The 19,609-nt window shown below is 63.7% G+C and carries 17 protein-coding genes; 7 read left to right on the top strand and 10 right to left on the bottom strand.

The features are described 5' to 3' along the window. Positions 1-124 precede the first annotated feature (124 nt). Positions 125-565, top strand: coding sequence for a hypothetical protein (locus tag AC4FS3_RS16530; protein WP_491021470.1), 441 nt, complete (start codon positions 125-127; stop codon positions 563-565). A gap of 15 nt (positions 566-580) precedes the next feature. Here AC4FS3_RS16530 and murD read toward each other — a convergent pair whose 3' ends face one another. Beyond that, a complete protein-coding gene (murD, locus tag AC4FS3_RS16525; protein WP_491021469.1) occupies positions 581-1,993 on the bottom strand; it encodes a UDP-N-acetylmuramoyl-L-alanine--D-glutamate ligase in 1,413 nt (470 codons plus the stop codon). 209 nt (positions 1,994-2,202) lie between these two features. Between murD and AC4FS3_RS16520 the strand changes: the two genes are divergently transcribed. From AC4FS3_RS16520 to AC4FS3_RS16510, 3 genes are all read left to right on the top strand, one after another. Next, positions 2,203-2,799, top strand: coding sequence for an OmpW/AlkL family protein (locus AC4FS3_RS16520; RefSeq protein ID WP_491021468.1), 597 nt, complete (start codon positions 2,203-2,205; stop codon positions 2,797-2,799). A 113-nt stretch (positions 2,800-2,912) separates the two neighbouring features. Beyond that, positions 2,913-3,536, top strand: coding sequence for a YdeI/OmpD-associated family protein (locus tag AC4FS3_RS16515; protein ID WP_491021467.1), 624 nt, complete (start codon positions 2,913-2,915; stop codon positions 3,534-3,536). A gap of 182 nt (positions 3,537-3,718) precedes the next feature. Beyond that, a complete protein-coding gene (locus AC4FS3_RS16510; protein WP_198837575.1) occupies positions 3,719-4,201 on the top strand; it encodes a hypothetical protein in 483 nt (160 codons plus the stop codon). A 225-nt stretch (positions 4,202-4,426) separates the two neighbouring features. Here the strand turns inward: AC4FS3_RS16510 and mraY are convergent, their stop codons facing one another. From mraY to AC4FS3_RS16470, 8 genes are all read right to left on the bottom strand, one after another. Next, the gene (gene mraY / locus AC4FS3_RS16505) at positions 4,427-5,509 is read right to left on the bottom strand and encodes a phospho-N-acetylmuramoyl-pentapeptide-transferase (protein WP_092896180.1); all 1,083 of its coding nucleotides are present in this window, start codon (positions 5,507-5,509) and stop codon (positions 4,427-4,429) included. Continuing rightward, the gene (locus AC4FS3_RS16500) at positions 5,510-6,952 is read right to left on the bottom strand and encodes a UDP-N-acetylmuramoyl-tripeptide--D-alanyl-D-alanine ligase (protein WP_491021466.1); all 1,443 of its coding nucleotides are present in this window, start codon (positions 6,950-6,952) and stop codon (positions 5,510-5,512) included. It abuts the gene before it with no gap. A gap of 109 nt (positions 6,953-7,061) precedes the next feature. After that, a complete protein-coding gene (locus tag AC4FS3_RS16495) occupies positions 7,062-8,549 on the bottom strand; it encodes a UDP-N-acetylmuramoyl-L-alanyl-D-glutamate--2,6-diaminopimelate ligase (protein ID WP_491021465.1) in 1,488 nt (495 codons plus the stop codon). A gap of 51 nt (positions 8,550-8,600) precedes the next feature. Next, positions 8,601-10,391: a peptidoglycan D,D-transpeptidase FtsI family protein gene (locus AC4FS3_RS16490; RefSeq protein WP_491021464.1), complete on the bottom strand. Its 1,791-nt coding sequence runs from the start codon at positions 10,389-10,391 to the stop codon at positions 8,601-8,603. Positions 10,392-10,394: 3 nt separating this feature from the next. Further along, on the bottom strand, positions 10,395-10,760 hold the full coding sequence (ftsL, locus tag AC4FS3_RS16485) for a cell division protein FtsL (protein ID WP_491021463.1): 366 nt from the start codon (positions 10,758-10,760) through the stop codon (positions 10,395-10,397). A gap of 1 nt (position 10,761) precedes the next feature. Next, a complete protein-coding gene (gene rsmH / locus AC4FS3_RS16480) occupies positions 10,762-11,760 on the bottom strand; it encodes a 16S rRNA (cytosine(1402)-N(4))-methyltransferase RsmH (protein WP_491021462.1) in 999 nt (332 codons plus the stop codon). Positions 11,761-11,763: 3 nt separating this feature from the next. Further along, on the bottom strand, positions 11,764-12,267 hold the full coding sequence (locus AC4FS3_RS16475) for a division/cell wall cluster transcriptional repressor MraZ (RefSeq protein WP_198837581.1): 504 nt from the start codon (positions 12,265-12,267) through the stop codon (positions 11,764-11,766). Positions 12,268-13,111: 844 nt separating this feature from the next. Then, entirely contained in the window at positions 13,112-14,233 is a 1,122-nt protein-coding gene (locus AC4FS3_RS16470; RefSeq protein ID WP_491021461.1) for an Mrp/NBP35 family ATP-binding protein, read from the bottom strand. 248 nt (positions 14,234-14,481) lie between these two features. Here AC4FS3_RS16470 and AC4FS3_RS16465 point away from each other — a divergent pair, with 248 nt between their 5' ends. After that, entirely contained in the window at positions 14,482-14,736 is a 255-nt protein-coding gene (locus AC4FS3_RS16465) for a DUF1127 domain-containing protein (RefSeq protein ID WP_491021460.1), read from the top strand. A gap of 682 nt (positions 14,737-15,418) precedes the next feature. On the opposite strand, the gene lepA is transcribed toward AC4FS3_RS16465, so the two are convergent. Next, complete coding sequence (lepA, locus tag AC4FS3_RS16460; RefSeq protein WP_283177359.1) at positions 15,419-17,218, bottom strand: translation elongation factor 4; 1,800 nt, start codon at positions 17,216-17,218, stop codon at positions 15,419-15,421. Positions 17,219-17,326: 108 nt separating this feature from the next. Between lepA and AC4FS3_RS16455 the strand changes: the two genes are divergently transcribed. Beyond that, positions 17,327-18,544 (top strand): hypothetical protein, encoded by a 1,218-nt coding sequence (locus AC4FS3_RS16455; RefSeq protein WP_491021459.1) that lies wholly within the window; start codon positions 17,327-17,329, stop codon positions 18,542-18,544. Between the two features lie 222 nt (positions 18,545-18,766). Beyond that, positions 18,767-19,078, top strand: a complete 312-nt coding sequence (locus AC4FS3_RS16450) for a hypothetical protein (protein ID WP_233092908.1) — start codon at positions 18,767-18,769, stop codon at positions 19,076-19,078. The last annotated feature ends 531 nt before the right edge of the window (positions 19,079-19,609 follow it).

The raw sequence follows: 19,609 nt of genomic DNA, 5'->3' as shown, positions 1-19,609 counted from the left end.
CGCGACAGGCCATCAGCGCCTGTCGCAAAAACCGGCCTGACATCGCCGGGCCGTTATGGCACTGTCAGTACAGCGGACCAGCCAGGGCCCCAGTAACAGTGACAGTGATTTCGGAGAGCGTAACGTGAGCCTTTTCGTGTCTGCCCCGCGCGGGATGCGTTTTATCGGGGCGAAGACGCTGACCCTCACCACGCTGGCCTGGTGCCTGGTGCCGTCCCTGATCGGTGGTATCGGCTGGATCCTCATGGATCTGGCTGTCGGGCCAGGCGCCGGTCAAAGTCCCGGCCAGAGCGGCGGCCCGGACCAATCCGCACTCCAGATGCTGTTTTACCTGCTTCTTCTCTCGCCGCTGATCCTGGGGCCGTTCTGGGTGGCCATCGGCATCGGCACGGCGATGCTGTGCAAATACGGGGCTTATGGCTCGCTGAGCGCCGTGATCTGGGGCGCGATCCTTGGCGGCGGCGCAGCAATGACCACGGGCCTCCTGACGCTGATCGCAATTGGTGCGATTCTTGCAACCTTTCACCGCTTCACGCTGGCGCTGCTCAGACCAGACGCGTTCTGAGCAGCGAAAAGCCCCTCAGGGCTGCGCGATCCGCGGCAGCGCCCGCACGATCCGGGTGAAATCCTCGCCGCGTTTTTCGAAATTCGGATATTGGTCGAAACTGGCCGCCGCCGGTGCAAGCAGCACCACATCCCCCGGTTCGGCCTCTTCCGCCGCACGGGTCACCGCGCGCTCCATCGTCTCGCAGATCTCATGCGGGGTCTGGCCGATCTGCAGCGCGAAATCGCGGGCGGAATGGCCGATCAGATAGGCCTTCACCACCGGAGCAAGATCCGGCGCGAGGCTCGCAATACCGCCATCCTTGCCCATCCCGCCCGCGATCCAGCGGATTTTCGGGAAAGCGCGCAGCGCCATCGCGGCGCTGTCGACATTGGTGGCCTTGGAATCGTTGATGAATTTCACGCCTGCCCGCTCGCCCACCAGCTGGCTGCGATGGGGAAGGCCCGCGAAAGAGTGCAAAGCCCCCTCGATCATTTTTGGCGCAAGACCCAGGGTCCGCGCCACCGCCCAGGCCGCACAGGCATTCTGGTGGTTATGCGCGCCCGGCAGGCCGGAAATGCCGCGCAGATCCACGGATGCCATCTGCCGCCCGCGCCGCCATTCCGCCAGAAAGCCTTTGCGCGCGAAAACCGACCAGGCGAAGCCCTCAAGCTTTTGCCCCGAGGAGATCCGGATCACCCGGTCATCGCCCGGCCCCTGCGCCATCTGCCCGGCGAGGTACTGCCCCTCGACCTCATCGACGCCGATCACCGCGCGATCCGGCCCGCCTTCGGCAAAAAGCCGGCGCTTGGCCGCGAAATAGCCCCCCATGCCGCCATGGCGGTCCAGATGATCGGGCGAGAGATTGGTGAAGACCGCCACATCCGGCGTCAGCGCGCGGGCCAGATCGGTCTGGTAGGACGAAAGTTCCAGCACCAGCACCTCGCCATCACGCGGCGGGTCGATCGACAACACGCCCTTGCCGATATTGCCGGCCATCTGGGTCGGGCGTCCCGCGACTTCGAGAATATGGTGGATCAGCGCCGTGGTGGTCGATTTCCCGTTCGAGCCGGTGACACAGACCACTTTGGGGACCTGGTCGAATTCATCCCATTCCTCGCCGCCCCAGGACTGGAAAAACAGGCCGATATCATTGTCGACCGGCACCCCGAGTTCGAGCGCGCGGGCGATGATCGGGTTGGGGTGCGGGTAGAGGTGCGGGATGCCCGGCGAGGTTACAAGACAGGCCACGCCTTCCAGCGCCATATTGCGGGTCAGATCGGTCAGGGCAAAGCCCTCGGCCTCGGCAAGCCCGCGCGATTCGGGGCTGTCATCCCATAAGAGCGCTTCGGCGCCACCCGCGATCAGGGCCCGGGCCGTGGCAAGGCCAGACCGCCCCAGCCCCAGAACCGCAACCTTCTGCCCCTGATAGCCACGTACCGCAATCATCTCTGCCGCCTGCCATTTCTGCCCCGCCCCTGTCGCCGGAGGGGGTCATTTTCCGCCTCCGACAATGCGCCAGCGGCCCGGCAGGCGCAAGATGGCCACCGGATGAGCCAATCTGTCGCAGCCCCGGGAGCCGCCGTTTTGACCTGCGTCAATGCCCCGTCCCTGCTGCGCCTTATTCCTGCGGGTGTTGAAAACAGAAAGTAACGGGTATGAAACATCTCTCCGCCGCGCTTCTCGCCGCGCTCGTCACCGCCGCCCCTGCCCTGGCGCAGGAGGCCGGCACCCTCACCCTCGGCTTCGGGATCGGAACCGTCGCGCCAAAGGACAATAACGGCGCACTGGCCGGGATGGAGTCGAGCATCGGCAAGAACACCCGCCCGATTCTGACACTGGAATATTTCATCCGCGACAATATCGGGATCGAGCTGCTGGCCGCAGCACCCTTCAAACATGATATCAGCCTTGCCGGGCTGGGCGAGATCGGGTCGACAAAGCAGCTGCCACCGACCCTCAGCGTCAACTGGCATATCCCGACCACCAGCAAATTCACGCCCTTTGTCGGGCTCGGGGTGAATTACACCAAATTCTTCGAAGAGAAATCCTCGCTCGGCACGCTGAAGATCAAAGAGAGCTTCGGCCTCGCCGCGACCCTTGGTGTGGATTACGCGATCAGCGACAAGGCGGCTTTGCGCGCCGATATCCGCTATATCGATATCGACAGCGATGTGCTGCTGAATGGCACGAAAATCGGCAAGGCAGAGATCGATCCGCTGGTCGCCAGCGTCTCCTATGTGATGAAATTCTGAGCTCCGTCCCCCGGCGGGAACAGAAGCGGAAGGGGCGGCAGTTTTGCCGCCCTTTTTGCATTGCGGGGCCGGATCTGCCAGGCTGGCCGCGCCAGCCGCAGGAGGCAAGCCCGATGATGATCTCTGAGATCGAGGATTATTTCACCCATGGCTGCGGGCGCTGCCCGCGATTTTCGACACCGGACTGTTCAACCCGCCTCTGGGCGGCGGGGCTGGCAGATCTGCGGCGGATCTGCCGGGCTGCCGGGCTGGCGGAAGTCGTGAAATGGGGTCATCCCTGTTATGTCCATGCCGACCGCAATATCGCGATCATCGGCGCGCTCAGGGGCGATTTCCGGCTGAGCTTCTTCAACGCCGCGCTGTTGAAAGACCCCGATGGCGTGCTTGAACGCCAGGGCCCGAATACGAAACACCCCGATATGATCCGCTTCACCGAGAATAGCCGGGTAACCGCGCTGGAGCCGGTTATCCGCGCATATCTGCGCGAGGCGATGGATTATGCAAAAGCCGGTCTGCGCCCGCCCCGCGAGGTCAGCGAGATTGCATTGCCGGACGAACTTATCGACGCGCTGGACGCCGATCCGGACCTGGCCGTGGCCTTCCACGCGCTGACCCCGGGGCGGCAAAAGAGCTACGCCTTCAACCTCAGCGGCGCAAAGACATCGGCCACGAGGATCGCACGGATCGAGAAATTTCGGCCGAAGATCCTTGCCGGCAAAGGCGCGCTGGATCGCTGAGATCGCTCTGCGTCGTCATCCGGCCGGAGAGCTGCCGCCCTCCCGTCAGGATCAGGCACGGTCGGGTCATCGCACCGCGCCTCTGAAAGGGACCAGAGCGATATCGGGCGACAGGGAATTCAACCCTTGCATGATCCGAACGCCAATGTCAGGCATCCTTCCGACCATAGGGGAGATGAATAATGTTCAGAAATATTACACTTGCCGGCTTCGCGCTGATGATGTCCCTCGCTCCGGGCCAGGCCGCAGAAGTCGTTGGCGAGGCAGGCGGCTGGGAGATCTACCGCGACGCGAATATGGGCGGCGGCTGCTATATGACCTCCGCGTTCGAGGACGGATCGGTCGTTCAGGTCGGCTTTGATCTCAAAGAAGATGCAGCCTTCATGGCGGTGTTCAACAGCGACTGGACCGATATTACGGATGGCAAGGCCTATCCGATGACCATCGATCTGGATGGCCAGGAATGGGAGGCCGATGGCCATGGCGTGAGTGACCATGAGATCGGCGGTATTATCGTGCTGATCGAGAATGAGGAATTTCTTACGGATCTGGCGCTGAAAAACACGCTGAGCCTGTCAAATTCCGAGGGTGAAGTGGCGCTGCTTGACCTCGCGGGAACCCGTGATGCCGTGATCGCCACTGCGGATTGCCTCGGCGCAAACTGATCCCGCTTTTGCAGGGATGCAGCCCCCCGGGTCCGGACAGGACGGCCCCGGGGCGGCAAAAGAGCCGCGGCTTCACCGTCAGGGAAAGCGGCGGCTCTGCCGGATTTCGGGGCCTGGGAAAGATTGCCCTGAGCGCGTTTATGGCGGCCAGAAGGGGCGCGTGACTGATGAGGACTCAGGGACGACTGTCTCGCCCTGACCTTCGCTGACGGCCGGGGCCCGGCCTCAGCGCACTTTCAGCGTCGCCAGCCCGATCATCGCGAGGATCAGCGAGATGATCCAGAAGCGGATCACGATCTGCGGTTCGGCCCAGCCCTTTTTCTCGAAATGGTGGTGGATCGGCGCCATCAGGAAGATCCGCTTTTTGGTGCGCTTGTAGTAAAGCACCTGGATGATCACGCTCAGCGCTTCGACCACGAACAGGCCGCCGACGATGGCCAGCACGATCTCGTGTTTGGTGCAGACCGCCATTGCGCCAAGCGCGCCGCCAAGCGCGAGCGAGCCGGTATCGCCCATGAACACCGCCGCGGGCGGCGCATTATACCACAGGAAGCCAAGCCCGCCGCCGATCAGCGCCGAGGCGAAGATCACCAGTTCCGCCGTGCCCGGCACGGCATGGACACCGAGGTAATTCGCCATGGTCGAGGTGCCGACCACATAGGCGATGACGCCGATCGTGCCGGCGGCGATCATCACCGGCATGATCGCCAGACCGTCCAGACCGTCGGTCAGGTTGACCGCATTGGCGGCGCCGACGATCACGATCATGCCGAAAGGCACGAAGAAGATCCCCAGATTGATCAGCGCATCCTTGAAAAAGGGCATGGCCAGCTGATTGGTCAGCCCTTCGGGGTGGAACCGCGCCGCCGCCCAGGCCGCAAGGCCCGCGATCACGAGGCCCAGGATAAACCGGATACGTGACGACACGCCCTTGGTGTTCTGTTTGGTGACCTTGGCATAGTCATCCGCAAAACCGATCAGGCCGAAGGCCAGCGTGACCAGCAGCACGATCCAGACATAAGGATTATCAAGCCGCGCCCAAAGGAGCGTCGAAATCGTCAGGGCCGAAAGGATCAGGAGCCCGCCCATCGTCGGCGTGCCGGCTTTTGCGAAATGGCTCTGCGGCCCGTCATCGCGGATCGGCTGCCCCTTCCCTTGCTTGCGGCGCAAGAGGTTGATCAGCGGACGCCCGAAGATGAAACCGAAGATCAGCGCCGTGCCGAAAGCCATCCCTGCCCGGAAGGTGATATACCGGAACAGGTTGAAGAAATCGCCCCCGTCAGAGAGTTCGGTCAGCCAGAAAAGCATTCACTCGGTTCCTTCGGTTTTCATGCGGGCAGTGCCCAGGCGGCGCAGGGCTTCGGCCACAAGACTGACTTTTGATCCTTTGGAGCCTTTGACGAGGAGGATATCGCCCGGATCCATCAGCGCGCGGGCACGTCCCGCCAGTTCCGCCGCCGTTTCCACCCATTCGCCGCGCTGTGCAAGAGGAAGCGCGCGGTGAAGTTCCCGCATGCGCGGCCCGACGCAGTGGATCAGCGTCACGGCCTTTAGCCCCGGGTGATCCGCAACCGCGGCATGGAGCTGTAATTCCCGGGGGCCAAGCTCCAGCATATCGCCGAGAATGGCGATGCGACGACCGGCGCCAAGCGCGCCGATCCCGTCAACCGGTTTCGTCCGGATCAGCATATCGAGGCTGGCGGCCAGCGAAGCGGGATTCGCGTTGAAACTGTCATCGATCAGATCGAAGAAGGTCTCTTCCACCACGTCCAGCTCGATCCGCTCGCGGGTGCCGCGCCCCGAGGGGGGCTGCCAGCGCCCGAGATCATGCGCGGCCAGCACCGGATCGGCGCCAAGCGCTGCGACCGAGGCCAGCGCACCAAGCGCGTTCATCGCGAAATGCGCACCGGGCGAGGCGATGCGGAAAAGGCTCATCTGCCCGTCATGGCTGGCGCGGACCACGGTGATCTCATCGCCCGGCCGGACCTCGTCGAGATGCCAGCCGGCGGCTCTGGCACGGCCAAAGCCCAGGATCTGCGCGCCGGCGGCTTCGGCCAGCGCGGTGAGGACCGGCGTGCTGTCGAGATCCATATTGATCACGGCGGTGCCGCCCGGCTCCAGCCCCTGGAAAATCGTGCCTTTTTCGCGGGCGATCCCTTCGAGGGAGCCGAAGGAGGCCATATGGGCCGGGGCGACAGTGGTGATCAGCGCGACATGCGGTCGGGCAAGGCGCGCAAGCGGCGCGATCTCGCCGGGGTTCGACATGCCAATCTCGATCACGGCGAAATCGCTGTCGGCCGGCATCCGGGCGAGGGTCAGCGGCACGCCCCAGTGGTTGTTATAGCTGGCCTCGGCCGCATGGGTCACGCCCTGGCCTGAAAGCATGGCGCGCAGCATTTCCTTGGTCGAGGTCTTGCCGACCGAGCCGGTGACACCGATCACCCGGGCTTTCGTGCGGGCGCGGGCGGCGCGCCCGAGGGCTTCGAGGCCCTGAAGGACATCCGCGACGACCAGCAGGCGAGCGTCCGGGCTGACCCCCTCGGGGATATGGGAGACGAGTGCGGCGCTCGCGCCTTTTTCCAGCGCCTGAGCCACGAAATCATGGCCGTCCCGCGCTGCGGCAAGTGCCACAAAGAGATCGCCCGGTTGCAGCGTGCGGGTGTCGATCGAGACACCGGTCGCCGTCCATGCGCCCGTCGTGCGGCCGCCGGTTGCAGTGACAGCGTCAGAAGAGGTCCAGAGCGGGGTCATCGGTTTGCGTCCTGTGGCTGAGCGCGGCGGGGGGCTGCCTGCCCCCCGGCTCCTGCGGAGCCGCCCCCCGGGGATATTTCCGGACAGAAAATGCTGGTTGCGGCGCGCATCAGATCAGCCCGTCCAGCGCGGCGGTGGCGACCGAGGCCTGTTCGACATCGTCGAAAGGATAGATTTCGCCTTTGATGATCTGGCCGGTTTCATGGCCTTTACCGGCGATCAGGAGGGCGTCACCGGGGAGGAGCGCGTCGACGGCGCGCAGGATCGCCTCGGCGCGGTCACCGACCTCATTGGCCTCGGGGCAGGCGGCCATGATCTCGGCGCGGATGGCAGCGGGCTCTTCCGAGCGCGGATTGTCGTCGGTGACGAAGAGGATATCGGCATTGGCCTGCGCGGCCTCGCCCATCAGCGGGCGTTTCGTGCGATCGCGGTCGCCGCCGGCGCCGAAGACCACGATCAGCCGGCCCATCACATGCGGGCGCAGGCCTTGCAGCGCGGTGGCGATGGCATCGGGCGTATGGGCGTAATCGACATAGACCGGCGCGCCATTTCTGCGGGTCGCGGCCAGTTCCATCCGGCCGCGCACGCCTTTGAGGCCGGGCAGCGCCTCCATCACGCGGTCCGGCTTCTCGCCGCAGGCGATCACAAGGCCCGCCGCGAGCGCAACATTTTCCGCCTGGAAGGAGCCGGTCAGGCTCAGCCGCGCCTGGAAGGGTTTGCCCTGCCACAAAAGCCGCAATTCCTGGCCCGTGGCATCGGGGCGGATCGCTTTTATCTGCAGATCGGGGAGCGGGCCGGTTTCGCCCCGCCCGACGCGCAGCACCGGCAGGCCGCGCGCTTCGGCAAGCTCGGCCATTTCCGGGCCATAAGCACCGTCGAGATTGATCACCGCCACCGCATCATCGGGAAGAAGCCGGGTGAAGAGACCGGCTTTCGCGGTAAAATAGGCCTCCATCGTGTGGTGATAGTCGAGATGGTCCTGGGTCAGATTGGTGAAGCCCGCTGCTTTCAGCCGCACGCCTTCGAGGCGGCGCTGGTCGAGCCCATGCGAGGAGGCCTCCATCACGGCATGGGTGATGCCGTCACCCGCCGCATCTGCGAGCATGGCATGCAGGGTCACCGGGTCGGGGGTTGTATGCGCGGATGGCGCCTGCCAGTCGCCTTCGACCCCGGTCGTGCCGATATTGATCGCGGCATGTCCAAGCGCCTGCCAGATCTGACGGGTGAAGGTCGACACAGAGGTCTTCCCGTTGGTGCCGGTGACCGCCGCCATGACCGCAGGCTGCGCCCCCGACCAGAGCGCGGCGGCACGGGCAAGAGCCTCGCGGGGCTCGTCCACCACGACCAGCGCCACGTCAGTCAGGCCAATCGCTTCGGTCCCGATCAGCGCGCCCATCGGATCGGTGAGGATGGCGGTCGCCCCCTTTTCCAGCGCAGTCGCGATGAAGTCGGCGCCGTGGCGCAGGCTGCCTGGCAGCGCCGCAAAGAGGAAGCCAGGCCTGACCGCCCGGCTGTCAGCCGTGATCCCGGTCAGGACCGGATCCCTGCTTTGCCTTGCCTTCAGCCCCAGCCCTGAGAGCCGCTTTTCGCCCACCATATTTCACCCGTTCAGTTCGCTGCCGCTTTCAGCCGCAGCTCTGGCACCCGTTCAGTTTGCCGCTGCTGTTAGCGCAGCTCCGGTGATGGGTTCAACTATCGGCCTCACGTCAAGCAGCGGCGCGATGCGGCGGATCATCTCGGCGGTGACCGGAACAGAGGTCCAGCCGGCGGTGCGCAACGGCCGTGGCCCCGAGGTATCGGCGGGCTCATCCAGCGTCACGATCACCACATAGCGCGGGCTCGAGGCCGGGAAGGTCGAGGCGAAGGTATTGATCACCTTGTCCTTGTAATAGCCGCCGGATTTCTTGGGCTTGTCGGCAGTGCCGGTCTTGCCCGCGACCTCATAGCCTTTGACCTCGCCAAGGCTGGCCGTGCCATGGGTCACCACCGAGCGCAGCATCGAAACCGATTCCTTCGCGACCTTCTCGCTCATCACCCGGATGCCCGAGGCGGGGCCCTTTTGCTTCAGGAGCGTCGGTTTGACGTAAAGCCCGCCATTCGCAATCGAGGCATAGGCGGCGGCGAGATGCATCGGGCTTGCCGACATGCCATGACCGTAAGAGGTGGTGATGGTCACGATCTCGGGCCAGCGTTTGGGAATCAGCGGCTTCGCGCCCGGGGCCTCGATCAGCTCAAGCGGTGTCGGGTCGAAGAAGCCAAGCGATTTCAGAAAGGCCTGCTGGCGCTGCGGCCCGATCATAAGTGCGATATGGGCGGTGCCGACGTTTGACGATTTCTCGATCACCTTGCGCACCGAGAGCATCGGGCCGTAATTCTTGCCCTCGAATTCCTTGATCCGGTGCTTGCCCCAGGTCATCGGCGCATTGGCATCGACCAGGGTGTCGGGCGTCACAAGACCCAGCTCCATCGCCTGAGCCGCAGCAAAGATCTTAAAGGCAGACCCGAGCTCATACACCCCCTGCACCGCGCGGTTGAAGAGCGGGCTGTCCGAGGGTTCGTCATCCTTGCCCACCAGCGGCACCGGGCGGTCATTGGGGTCGAATGTCGGCGCCGAGGCCAGCGCGAGGATCTCACCCGTGCGCACATCCATCACAATCGCCGCACCGCCGCGCGCATTCAGCATCGAAATCCCGGCGGAAAGCACCTCTTCGACCGTGGCCTGCACGGTAAGGTCAAGCGACAGTTCCAGCGGCTGGCCGGCCTGGGCGGGATCGCGCAGTCGCGCATCCATCGCCTTTTCGATCCCGGCGGTACCGATCACTTCGGCGGAATGCACGCCTTCTGCGCCAAAGGAATAGCCGCCCAGCACATGCGCCGCGAGCGAGCCGTTCGGGTAAAGCCGCATTTCGCGCGGGCCGAACAAAAGCCCCGGATCGCCGATCTCATGCACCGCCTGCATCTGTTCGGGGCTGAGAACCTTCCTCACCCAGAGAAACCGGCGCCCGTCGGTGAAACGGCGTTCCAGGTCTTCGGCCTTCAGATCGGGAAAGATCTCGGCCAGTTTGCGCGCCGAGCCTTTGGGGTCGACCATGTCCTTCGGATGGGCATAAAGCGCCGAAGTGGTCATATTGGTCGCAAGGATGCGCCCATTTCTGTCCGTGATATCGGCGCGTTGCGCGACGATCTCGGCCCCCGGCGCCGACGCCACCGGCTCGACCGGCTCAGAGGCCGCCAGATGGCCCATCCGGACCCCGATGGTCATATAGGCGCAGCCAAAGGCCAGAGCGAGCAGCCCCAGCCGGGCCGACGCGCGCGGCTGGCTTTTGTCGCGGATCACCTCATGGCGGCGTTCGAGATTCTCGCGCTCGATCAGATCGGGGTTTTCACCGTTCTGGCGCGCCTCAAGGATACGGGCTAGCGGGCGGAGGGGCGTGCGCATGGATCAGAGCCCCTCTTCTGCACTGGCCGAGGTGATCTGGACTGCGCCGACGCCGTCGGGCAGCTCGATCGCCGGGATCTCGGGCACCGGATAGGCGACGCTTGCGGTGGTGCCGAACTGACCCGGCTCCATCGGCATCAGTGGAACACGTTCGAAATTCAGCGACACCAGATCCCGCAAGCGGTCGGGCCGGTTCAGCCAGGCCCATTCCGCCTTTTGCACCGACAGCCCCTCGCGCAGGCTGGCAATCTGGCGCTGCAGCCCCCGGACCTCACGCAGCACTTCCTGGGTCGCGTAGTTTTCGCGATACGCCCAGAAGCCAAGGGCGATCACCGAGAGGAAGGTAAAAACGTAAAGCACGGGGCGCATGTCAGGACCGTCCTTTTTGCGAATTACGGGTCACATGAAACCGGGGAAGCCCGAGCGCCGCCGGATCGGCGGCCAGGGCGGGCGCATCGGTGCGGATGCCGACGCGGAGCTTCGCAGACCGCGCGCGCGGATTGGCGGCCAGCTCTTCCTCATCGGGGCCGATGGCCTTTTTCGACGCGAGCCGAAAGCGCGGGGTGACAACATCCCGCGCCGGCGCATAGCGGTTGGCAGCGGGTTCGGCGCCCGAGGCCTTCTGGAAAAAGCGTTTGACGATGCGGTCTTCGAGGCTGTGGAAGGTCACCACCGCCAGCCGCCCGCCGGGTTTCAGAATGCGCTCAGCCGCCGCCAGGCCTTCGGCCAGCTGGTCGAATTCGGCATTCACCGCGATGCGGATCGCCTGGAAACTGCGGGTCGCCGGATGGCTTTCGCCGAATTTGGGGCGTGGCAGCTGTTTCGCGACCACCTCGGCCAATTGCAGCGTGGTGGTGAAAGGGTTGGCCTCACGCGCGGCAACAATCGCGCGCGCGATGCGGCGCGAAGCACGTTCTTCACCGTAATTATAAAGGATATCAGCGAGATATTCCTCGCCTGCGGTATTCACCAGATCGGCAGCCGATGGCCCGTCCTGGCTCATCCGCATGTCGAGCGGGCCGTCTTTCTGAAAGGAAAACCCGCGCTCCGCCTCGTCGATCTGCATCGACGACACGCCGATATCAAGGACGACGCCATCCGCCGGCTCACCGGCCAGAGTATCCAGATCGGAAAACGTGCCCTGCGCCAGTGCGATGCGCCCGCCGAACTCCGGCAGCCAGGAGGCCGCCATCTGATGCGCCAGCGGATCGCGGTCGATGCCCAGAACCCGCGACGCGCCCGCGCCAATCAGGCCCTTTGCATAGCCTCCTGCCCCGAAAGTGCCATCAATCCAGAAGCCTTCGACCGGGGCTGACGCCGCAAGCAAGGGCCTGAGGAGCACCGGGATATGCGGTGCGCTTCCTGCCATCGCTTACACTCCGTCATGCGGCAGGAGCGAGAGGAGATCCGCGCCATCGGGCAGGTCGAGATCGATCTCTTCCTGTGCCGCCATTTCCGTATCATAGGTCTCGCGCAGCCAGATCTGGAACGTGTCCAGCGCGCCCGCAAAACAGGCCTCACCGGCATCGGTCAGGCCGATCCGCTCGCGCACCTTCTGCGGCAGCACGAGACGGCCATCATCATCGATTTCAACGGTCTGCGAGAGGGTGATGTAATTGCGCTCAAGCGCCTTGCGCTGCGGCGTACCGGGGGCGAGCCTGCGGATCTTGTCTTCCATCACGGCCATCTGCCCGACGGAATAGCATTCGACATAGGCCTGGCCGGCGCGGCCACCATAGACCATCACAACACGCGGGCGCGAGGTCCCTGCCCCGGCATCGCCGGCTTCCAGAATACGGCGAAAAGGCGCCGGGATCGAAACCCGCGCCTTTGCATCTACCTTCTGGTAGAACTCGCCTCTGAATGCCTCAGCCATTGCTTTGTGCCGGCCCTTGTTGCTTCTGTCCCTGGGCCTTCTGGCCCGATGATTTTGCCTTGCGGCGTCAGTCTTCTGGCCCGTCGGCCGAATTTCTCATGGTCCAGAAATGAAATGGGCGGATCGGACTGCTGCCACTGTCCGATCCGCCTCTGTCCCATCGCTGGGCGTCCAGCTACGCGCGCCACCTGGGGGAGATGTCTGCTCGCTCGCGCGCCGGATCTCTGTCGTCCGATGAAAGGGTTTGCCTGTATGAGCTGCCTTTTTTCGCCTTTATTCGGGGTCTTCGTCCGCCCCTGACGTCTTTGTTTGCCCGTCTCATCTTCCGTGCCCTCAACATGCCTGGGATTTCATGGTCTGACAAGGGAAATGTTGGACCATGATGGCAATATCTTGTCCGGGATGGGATGGGAAAACAGGATCTTGTGGCCCTCACGCCTCATCACGACACTATATCTATGGCTCTCGTTTGCGTTACTGTCGATATATTGGAGAAACCAGCCAAACCCATGTAATCCCGGAGGGTCGAAGTTTTTTCAGGATCAGGGCGCAACCTCCGCAAAAGGCAGCGCATCATTGCCGATCACATACACGCACCGCCCCTCTCAATCCCGGAGATTCACCCGCCTGAGGTGAAATCATCTCTTCAGTTCCATGAGATTCCATGTCGATTGATTCGGAGGCCCGCAGTTCCATCCCATCCCATCCCTGAGCCGCCTGCGCACCCCGTCCGCGATCAGAGGGGGCCGGTGAAGCAAAACCCCGCCACCGGGGATGGGTGGCGGGGTCTTCAGGGCTCAGGGATCGGCGCGGCGCAGGGGGCGCCCGCCGGTAACAGGGGCCGTCAGGCCATATTGCCGTCGATCAGGCGGCGCGCGAGACGGTCATAGGCCTCGGCCAGCGGGCCGTCGCCGGTGGCAATCGGCGCGCCGGCATCACCCGCGACCCGCACATCCAGCGCCAGCGGCAGCTCGCCGAGGAAGGGAATGTTCAGGCGCTGCGCTTCGGCAGGGACGCCGCCATGACCAAAGATATGCGCCTCATGGCCGCAATTGGGGCAGATATAAGAGGACATGTTCTCGATCAGGCCAAGGATCGGCGTTTTCAGTTTGTTGAACATATCGATGGCCTTCAGCGCGTCGATCAGCGCAACGTCCTGCGGCGTCGAGACCACCAGCGCGCCGGTCAGCTGCACGCGCTGCGACAACGACAGCTGCACGTCACCCGTGCCGGGCGGCAGGTCGATCAGAAGGATATCCAGCTCGCCCCAGGCCACCTGGGACAAAAGCTGCTGGATCGCCCCCATCAGCATCGGGCCGCGCCAGACCACCGCCTCGCCCTCTTTCAGCAAAAGCCCCATCGACATCATGGTCACGCCATGCGCGACCACCGGCTCGATGATCTTGCCATCGACGGAAGACGGGCGTTTCGAGACCCCCATCATCCGCGCCTGGCTCGGCCCGTATATATCTGCGTCCAGCAGGCCCACGCGCCGCCCCTGTTTCGCCAGTGCCACCGCAAGGTTCGAGCTGACCGTCGACTTGCCGACGCCGCCCTTGCCCGAGCCGATCGCGATAATACGGTCGATCCCCGAGAGCTTTTGCGGCCCGCCCTGCTGCGGCGTCGGATGGCCACCGATCTTCAGACTGGGCGGCTCGCCCCCGGCACCCGAGCTGCGCACCACCGGCCCCGCAGGTTTCGGGGCCGCTTTCGCCGCCGGGCCATGCGCCGTCATCACCACCTGGACCGAGGTGATCCCTGACAGCGCCTTCAGCGCCGCCTCAGCCGCCGCCTGGACCGGCGCGAGCGCCCGCGCCTGGTCTGCGCTTTCCGCCTCGATGACGAAGCGCACCACGCCACCATCTACCGAGAGCGCGCGAATCAAATCGCGCGACACCAGGGTGCCGCCCCCTGGCAGGGCAATCCCCGCCAGAATCTCCGTTACCGCTTCACGCGTGGCTGTCATCGCTCTCTCCGGACAAATCGCTGGCTGAGACTCGGCAGTTTTTGCGAAAAGGGCAAGGGGCGGAGAAAGATCTGTTCGCAGACTGCCTGATCTTTAACCATATCTGTTCATATCAATGACATAGCCCCGAAAACAGCCATGCGATTGCTGCATGGCAGCATTGCCGGGCCGTCTATTGTGCAAACGCAGAAAAACCCGCATGTTAGCGACAACGGAAAGCAACAGACCGGCACGAAGATCCGCCAAACTTGGCAAGACCACCGCCGATCCTGACGCAAAGGCTTGATGAAATGGCATATGTGAACACCTCCCGCGCCGCTTTGGCCCGGCCCTCTCTCTTCGGCGATGTTGTCGAGGCCCTGCGCAACGCAATCGCACGTCGTAAACTCTACTCGCGGACCCTTGAAGAGCTTCGTTCGCTCTCGGATCGTGATCTGTCGGATCTGGGCCTGTCCCGCGCCATGATCACCGAAGTTGCCCGCGAAGCCGCTTACGGCAAATAAGTTTCCCGCTCCGGATCCCCTCCTCCTCCCTTGATCCGGCGTGAAAATGGCGCCGCCGCCCTCCTCCCAGGTGGCGCCAGCTTTTAAAGGGCAGCAATGCCCGCTCCATTCGGTGGCCCACTCCTCCTCCCTCGGGCCTTCGAACCAGCGGCGGCCCCCTCCTCCTCCCTGGGGTCGCCGCATCAGATACCGGCCTGCAGCGCGCTTATGCGCCGGGCCAGACGAGTTCGGAGCCCCTCTCCTCCTCCCTTGGGGCCTCCGGAAACAGCAGCGGCTCCCCTCCTCCTCCCTGGAGCCGCTGCGCAAAATAGTGGCCCCTCGTCCTTGTGACGCCCGGGCCAGACGAGTTCGGAGCCCCTCTCCTCCTCCCTGGGGTCTCCGGAAAGCGCGGCGGCTCCTCTCCTCCTCCCCGGAGCCGCTGCGCCCTCCCAATAGGGCACAGGCCTGTGCCTGGTGTCCGATCGGTTCGGCGGCGCTCTCCTCCTCCCTCGGGACCGCCGCCCTCCCCTCCCTTTTTCACCGTTAAAGATGCCAGGGCCGGGCCAAGGCGCTCAGGGCCGGGCCAAGGGACTGGCGCGCAGCGGAACAAACCGGTTGCAGCATTGGCCAGTTTCGGCGGGCCAGAATCAAAAAGGCCGGCGCAAGTGCCGGCCTTTTTGATTCTGAACGGACAAGCTGCCCGTCAATTGTCCATCTTGAGCGCCTGGATGAAGGCGGTCTGCGGAATCTCGACCTTGCCGAACTGCCGCATCTTCTTTTTGCCTTCCTTCTGCTTGTCCAGAAGCTTGCGTTTGCGCGTCGCGTCGCCGCCATAGCATTTCGCGGTCACGTCCTTGCGCATCGCCGAGAGGGTTTCGCGCGCAATCACCCTTGCGCCAATCGCCGCCTGGATCGGGATCTTGAACATATGGCGCGGGATCAGCTCTTTCAGCTTTTCGACCATCACCCGGCCCCGCGCCTCGGCGCGGTCACGGTGAACCATCATCGCCAGCGCATCCACCGGTTCTTCATTCACCATGATCGACATTTTCACGAGATTGTCCTCGCGATATTCCGACAGGCTATAGTCAAAGGAGGCATAGCCCTTGGTCACCGATTTCAGCCGGTCATAAAAGTCGAACACCACTTCTGCCAGCGGCAGGTCATATTCGACCATGGCGCGCGGCCCGGCATAGGTCAGGTTCAGCTGGATACCGCGACGGTCCTGGCAAAGCTTCAGGATATCGCCGAGATATTCATCCGGCACCATGATCGTCGCCTTGATGCGCGGCTCTTCGATATGGTCGATATAGGTCAGGTCGGGCATATCGGCGGGGTTGTGCAGATCGCGCACCTCGCCGTCTTTCATATGCAGCTTGAACACGACCGAAGGCGCGGTGGTGATCAGATCGAGGTCGAATTCACGCTCCAGCCGCTCGCGGATCACTTCAAGGTGCAAAAGGCCAAGAAAGCCGCAGCGGAAGCCAAAGCCAAGGGCCGCCGAGGTCTCCATCTCATAGCTGAAGGACGCATCATTCAGCGCGAGTTTTTCAATTGCATCGCGCAGCGCCTCGAAATCGGCGGCATCGACCGGGAAGAGGCCGCAGAACACCACCGGCTGTGCGGGTTTGAAGCCCGGCAGCGGCGTCTCGCAGCCCTTCCTCTCATGGGTGACGGTGTCGCCGACACGGGTGTCGCGTACCTGTTTGATGGAGGCCGTGAAAACGCCGATCTCACCTGGCCCGAGCTCGGCAATATCTTTCATCTTCGGCGTCAGCACGGCGAGGCGGTCAATCGGATAAACCGCATTGGTCTGCATCATCCGGATGCGTTCGCCCTTTTTGATCACACCATCCATCACGCGGATCATCACGACAACGCCGAGATAGCTGTCATACCAGCTGTCAACCAGCATCGCCTTCAGGGGCGCATCGCGGTCACCTTTCGGCGCCGGCAGGCGCTGAACAATCGCTTCCAGAACATCCGGGATACCAAGGCCCGATTTCGCCGAAATCGGAATCGCGTCTGACGCATCCAGCCCGATCACGTCTTCGATATTGGCCTTCACCCGGTCCGGGTCGGCGGCGGGCAGGTCGATCTTGTTCAGGACCGGCACGATTTCATGCCCGGCATCCAGCGCCTGATAGACATTCGCAAGCGTCTGCGCTTCGACGCCCTGCGAGGCGTCCACCACCAGCAGCGACCCCTCAACCGCCCGCATCGAGCGCGAGACCTCATAGGCGAAGTCCACATGGCCGGGGGTGTCGATCAGGTTCAGGATATAGGTTTTCCCATCCTTCGCCGGATATTCGATCCGGACGGAGTTCGCCTTGATCGTGATGCCGCGCTCGCGCTCGATATCCATCGAGTCGAGGATCTGCGCCTTCATGTCACGCTCGGCCACCGTGCCGGTCATCTGGATAAGCCGGTCGGCGAGCGTGGATTTCCCGTGGTCGATATGGGCGACGATGGAGAAATTGCGGATGTGATCAAGTTGGGTCATGGCAGCGGGATATAGCGGGATCCGTGAGAGCCGGGAAGAGGGGCAAGCAGACTGGAAGCTGCGATTTTCATAGTTTACCTTCGTCCGTGAAGTAAGAAGACGGGCAGAATGCGGAAACCTGGTAAGAAAGCGCTGCTCCGGGGCCTCGCGGCGGGCGGGATCGGACTGACAGTGGCGGGGCTTTATGCCTGGTGGAAGATTCGCGACGCCTTTCCCGGGTTTGCGGTTCTGTTTCTGACTATGGCGCCCGGGCCCGCGACCGTCGCGCTGCTGAGCGGGATCAGCGATGACGAACTCGCCTCCGGGCAATACGCGCTCATCCTTGAGGGTTTCGTCACCGGCGCCGGGCCGCGCCTGATCACCGACGGCGCAACGCTTGCCGGGCTGCGGCCATCGCTCTGGTATCTCGACGCATCCGGCGGCGGCGATGTCACGGGCGATATCACCGGCGCGGAGATCTCTGGCGAAACAGCCCGCGCCCCGGTTGCGGAAATCGGCACGCTCTTGAAAGATGGCGCGGCGGTGCGGACCTTCTCCTGCCCGACGATCCAGTGCCGGACCTGGCCTGCCGGGGCGGACAGCCCGGAAAACTGGGGCATGGGCGCCCTGAGGGACTCCGTGCCGCATTCGGCCCCCGCAGAGCTGATCACCAGCCATTTCGAGAATTACGACTCCTATCTGATCAATCATGATGCCATCGCCAGTGATCCGGGCCGCTGGTTCGCCGAACCTGGCGCCGAGAAGGTGCTGCCGCCCGATACCGGGCTGCGCCGGATCCATATCGACCTGCCGTCAGAACTGGTGGCGCTGCGCGATCCTGTCGGCCTGCCGCCCGAAAAGGCGCCTGACAGGACGTCTGAAACCCAACCCGGTGGTGTTGCCGAGAACGAGGCCACGCGCCTCACAGACCAGGCAAAGGCCTGGCTCGGCGACGGTCCCGGCACGGTCACCTCGGTCCGGATCACCGCGCCAATACCATTTTTTGTGCTGCAGGACGGCACCTATCTGACCGATGCCGGTAAAAACCGCGTCCTGCCCGGGATCGGCTGGCGCGACCGCGCGATCACCATCGAGCTGCCAGAAGCCCGGCTTGACGAGGTCACCGCGCGGATTGACACCAGCTTCGCGCCTTCGCCCGATCTGCTGCGCCTCACCGATGCGCTACATCGCGCTTTCGACAGCTGGGGACTGGATACCAGCTGTCTGCCTGGCTGCGGCATCGCCGATCAGTCGCGAATCATCCAGGCTGCAGAAGTCACCGTCTCGCCCAGGCCAAGCTGGTCGATTTCAAGCTGGCGCGTCATCTCCGAAGATCCCCTCGACTGATCCGGCCTCGATCCGCCCCCCTGGGGCAGCCGATCTTGCGGCAGACCCGCCTCCTGCCCCCTGGCGCTTGTAGTTTCCGCGATCACGTCTTTTTTCCCGGCAAAAGCCTGCCTGGCCTCCTGCGAGGATTGAAAAAAGAGGCGATTTTTGGCAGTATCACTGGCAGAAAAATGACCGTCGGGCGGAGGGAAACCCTGTTCGCGGCACTTGAGGCAGAACATCATGAAACCAATCATCTCCCTGGCGCTCGCCGCCGGTGTGCTTCTTTCAACCGCCTCCATGACGCTGGCTGGCCCGATTGAATCGGCCTGCATGCGTTCAGGTCGCGAATCCGCAAGCCGCGCCCTTTGCGGCTGCATCCAGCAGGTCGCGGATATGACCCTGAAGGGTGGTGACCAGCGCCGGGCGGCAAAGTTCTTCCGCGATCCAGATCTGGCCCATACCGTCTGGATCTCGCAAAGACCGGCCGATGATGCATTCTGGGACCGCTACAAGCAGTTCGGCGCCATGGCCGAATCCTATTGCGGCGGCTGAGGCGGGTTTACCTGCTCCCATGCACGGATGCGCTCTCCGGGCCCTGTCCGCACGCGGGCTTCCCCGGTCAACGGGGCGCCACGAGGGCTGCGATCCGACGTTTCCTGATCTCCTCCAACGCGGAGATCAGGAGCCAACACGCCTGAACCATGAGGCAGGCGTCAGTCATTTAAGACATCTCCATGGCGATCCGCTTTCGGGCCTGAGCAGGCTTTCGCGCGCTGACAGGGGGCTGATTTAGTCGGGTCCCGCCGCGGCATCTGGAACATGTTTCACCCTCGCAAGTCGATTTTTTGGGGGAAGAGGCGGGGTATGGACGAGGCGTGCGGCCGCTTCTCAGATATGCTGATTTTGAGGATCAGGTCCCTGCGCGTCACCTGCTGCGCAAGATAGCTGCCGTGGCGAATGATGCTCTCGCCAGCCGTGATTAATATTAAACGCCGCCTACGCCGACTCCCGCAGCCCTTCGATGGCGCAGGAGCGGCTGATCCAGGCCCGCCGGCTTTGTTGCACTATCCTGCCGATTCCCGG

It is taken from the genome of Pseudogemmobacter sp. TB195, assembly GCF_058313095.1.
The sequence above is the reverse complement of the archived record's forward strand: the minus strand, read 5'-3'. Positions and strand labels throughout refer to the sequence as shown.

What these genes read in the sequence shown, in the direction of transcription:
- ftsL (WP_491021463.1), bottom strand. Translation starts at nt 10,760, where the DNA reads ATGCGCCCCGTGCTTTACGTTTTTACCTTCCTCTCGGTGATCGCCCTT.
- AC4FS3_RS16510 (WP_198837575.1), top strand. Translation starts at nt 3,719, where the DNA reads ATGTTCAGAAATATTACACTTGCCGGCTTCGCGCTGATGATGTCCCTC.
- AC4FS3_RS16450 (WP_233092908.1), top strand. Translation starts at nt 18,767, where the DNA reads ATGAAACCAATCATCTCCCTGGCGCTCGCCGCCGGTGTGCTTCTTTCA.
- AC4FS3_RS16455 (WP_491021459.1), top strand. Translation starts at nt 17,327, where the DNA reads ATGCGGAAACCTGGTAAGAAAGCGCTGCTCCGGGGCCTCGCGGCGGGC.
- murD (WP_491021469.1), bottom strand. Translation starts at nt 1,993, where the DNA reads ATGATTGCGGTACGTGGCTATCAGGGGCAGAAGGTTGCGGTTCTGGGG.
- mraY (WP_092896180.1), bottom strand. Translation starts at nt 5,509, where the DNA reads ATGCTTTTCTGGCTGACCGAACTCTCTGACGGGGGCGATTTCTTCAAC.
- AC4FS3_RS16470 (WP_491021461.1), bottom strand. Translation starts at nt 14,233, where the DNA reads ATGACAGCCACGCGTGAAGCGGTAACGGAGATTCTGGCGGGGATTGCC.
- AC4FS3_RS16520 (WP_491021468.1), top strand. Translation starts at nt 2,203, where the DNA reads ATGAAACATCTCTCCGCCGCGCTTCTCGCCGCGCTCGTCACCGCCGCC.
- rsmH (WP_491021462.1), bottom strand. Translation starts at nt 11,760, where the DNA reads ATGGCAGGAAGCGCACCGCATATCCCGGTGCTCCTCAGGCCCTTGCTT.
- AC4FS3_RS16500 (WP_491021466.1), bottom strand. Translation starts at nt 6,952, where the DNA reads ATGACCCCGCTCTGGACCTCTTCTGACGCTGTCACTGCAACCGGCGGC.
- AC4FS3_RS16475 (WP_198837581.1), bottom strand. Translation starts at nt 12,267, where the DNA reads ATGGCTGAGGCATTCAGAGGCGAGTTCTACCAGAAGGTAGATGCAAAG.
- AC4FS3_RS16495 (WP_491021465.1), bottom strand. Translation starts at nt 8,549, where the DNA reads ATGGTGGGCGAAAAGCGGCTCTCAGGGCTGGGGCTGAAGGCAAGGCAA.
- AC4FS3_RS16515 (WP_491021467.1), top strand. Translation starts at nt 2,913, where the DNA reads ATGATGATCTCTGAGATCGAGGATTATTTCACCCATGGCTGCGGGCGC.
- lepA (WP_283177359.1), bottom strand. Translation starts at nt 17,218, where the DNA reads ATGACCCAACTTGATCACATCCGCAATTTCTCCATCGTCGCCCATATC.
- AC4FS3_RS16490 (WP_491021464.1), bottom strand. Translation starts at nt 10,391, where the DNA reads ATGCGCACGCCCCTCCGCCCGCTAGCCCGTATCCTTGAGGCGCGCCAG.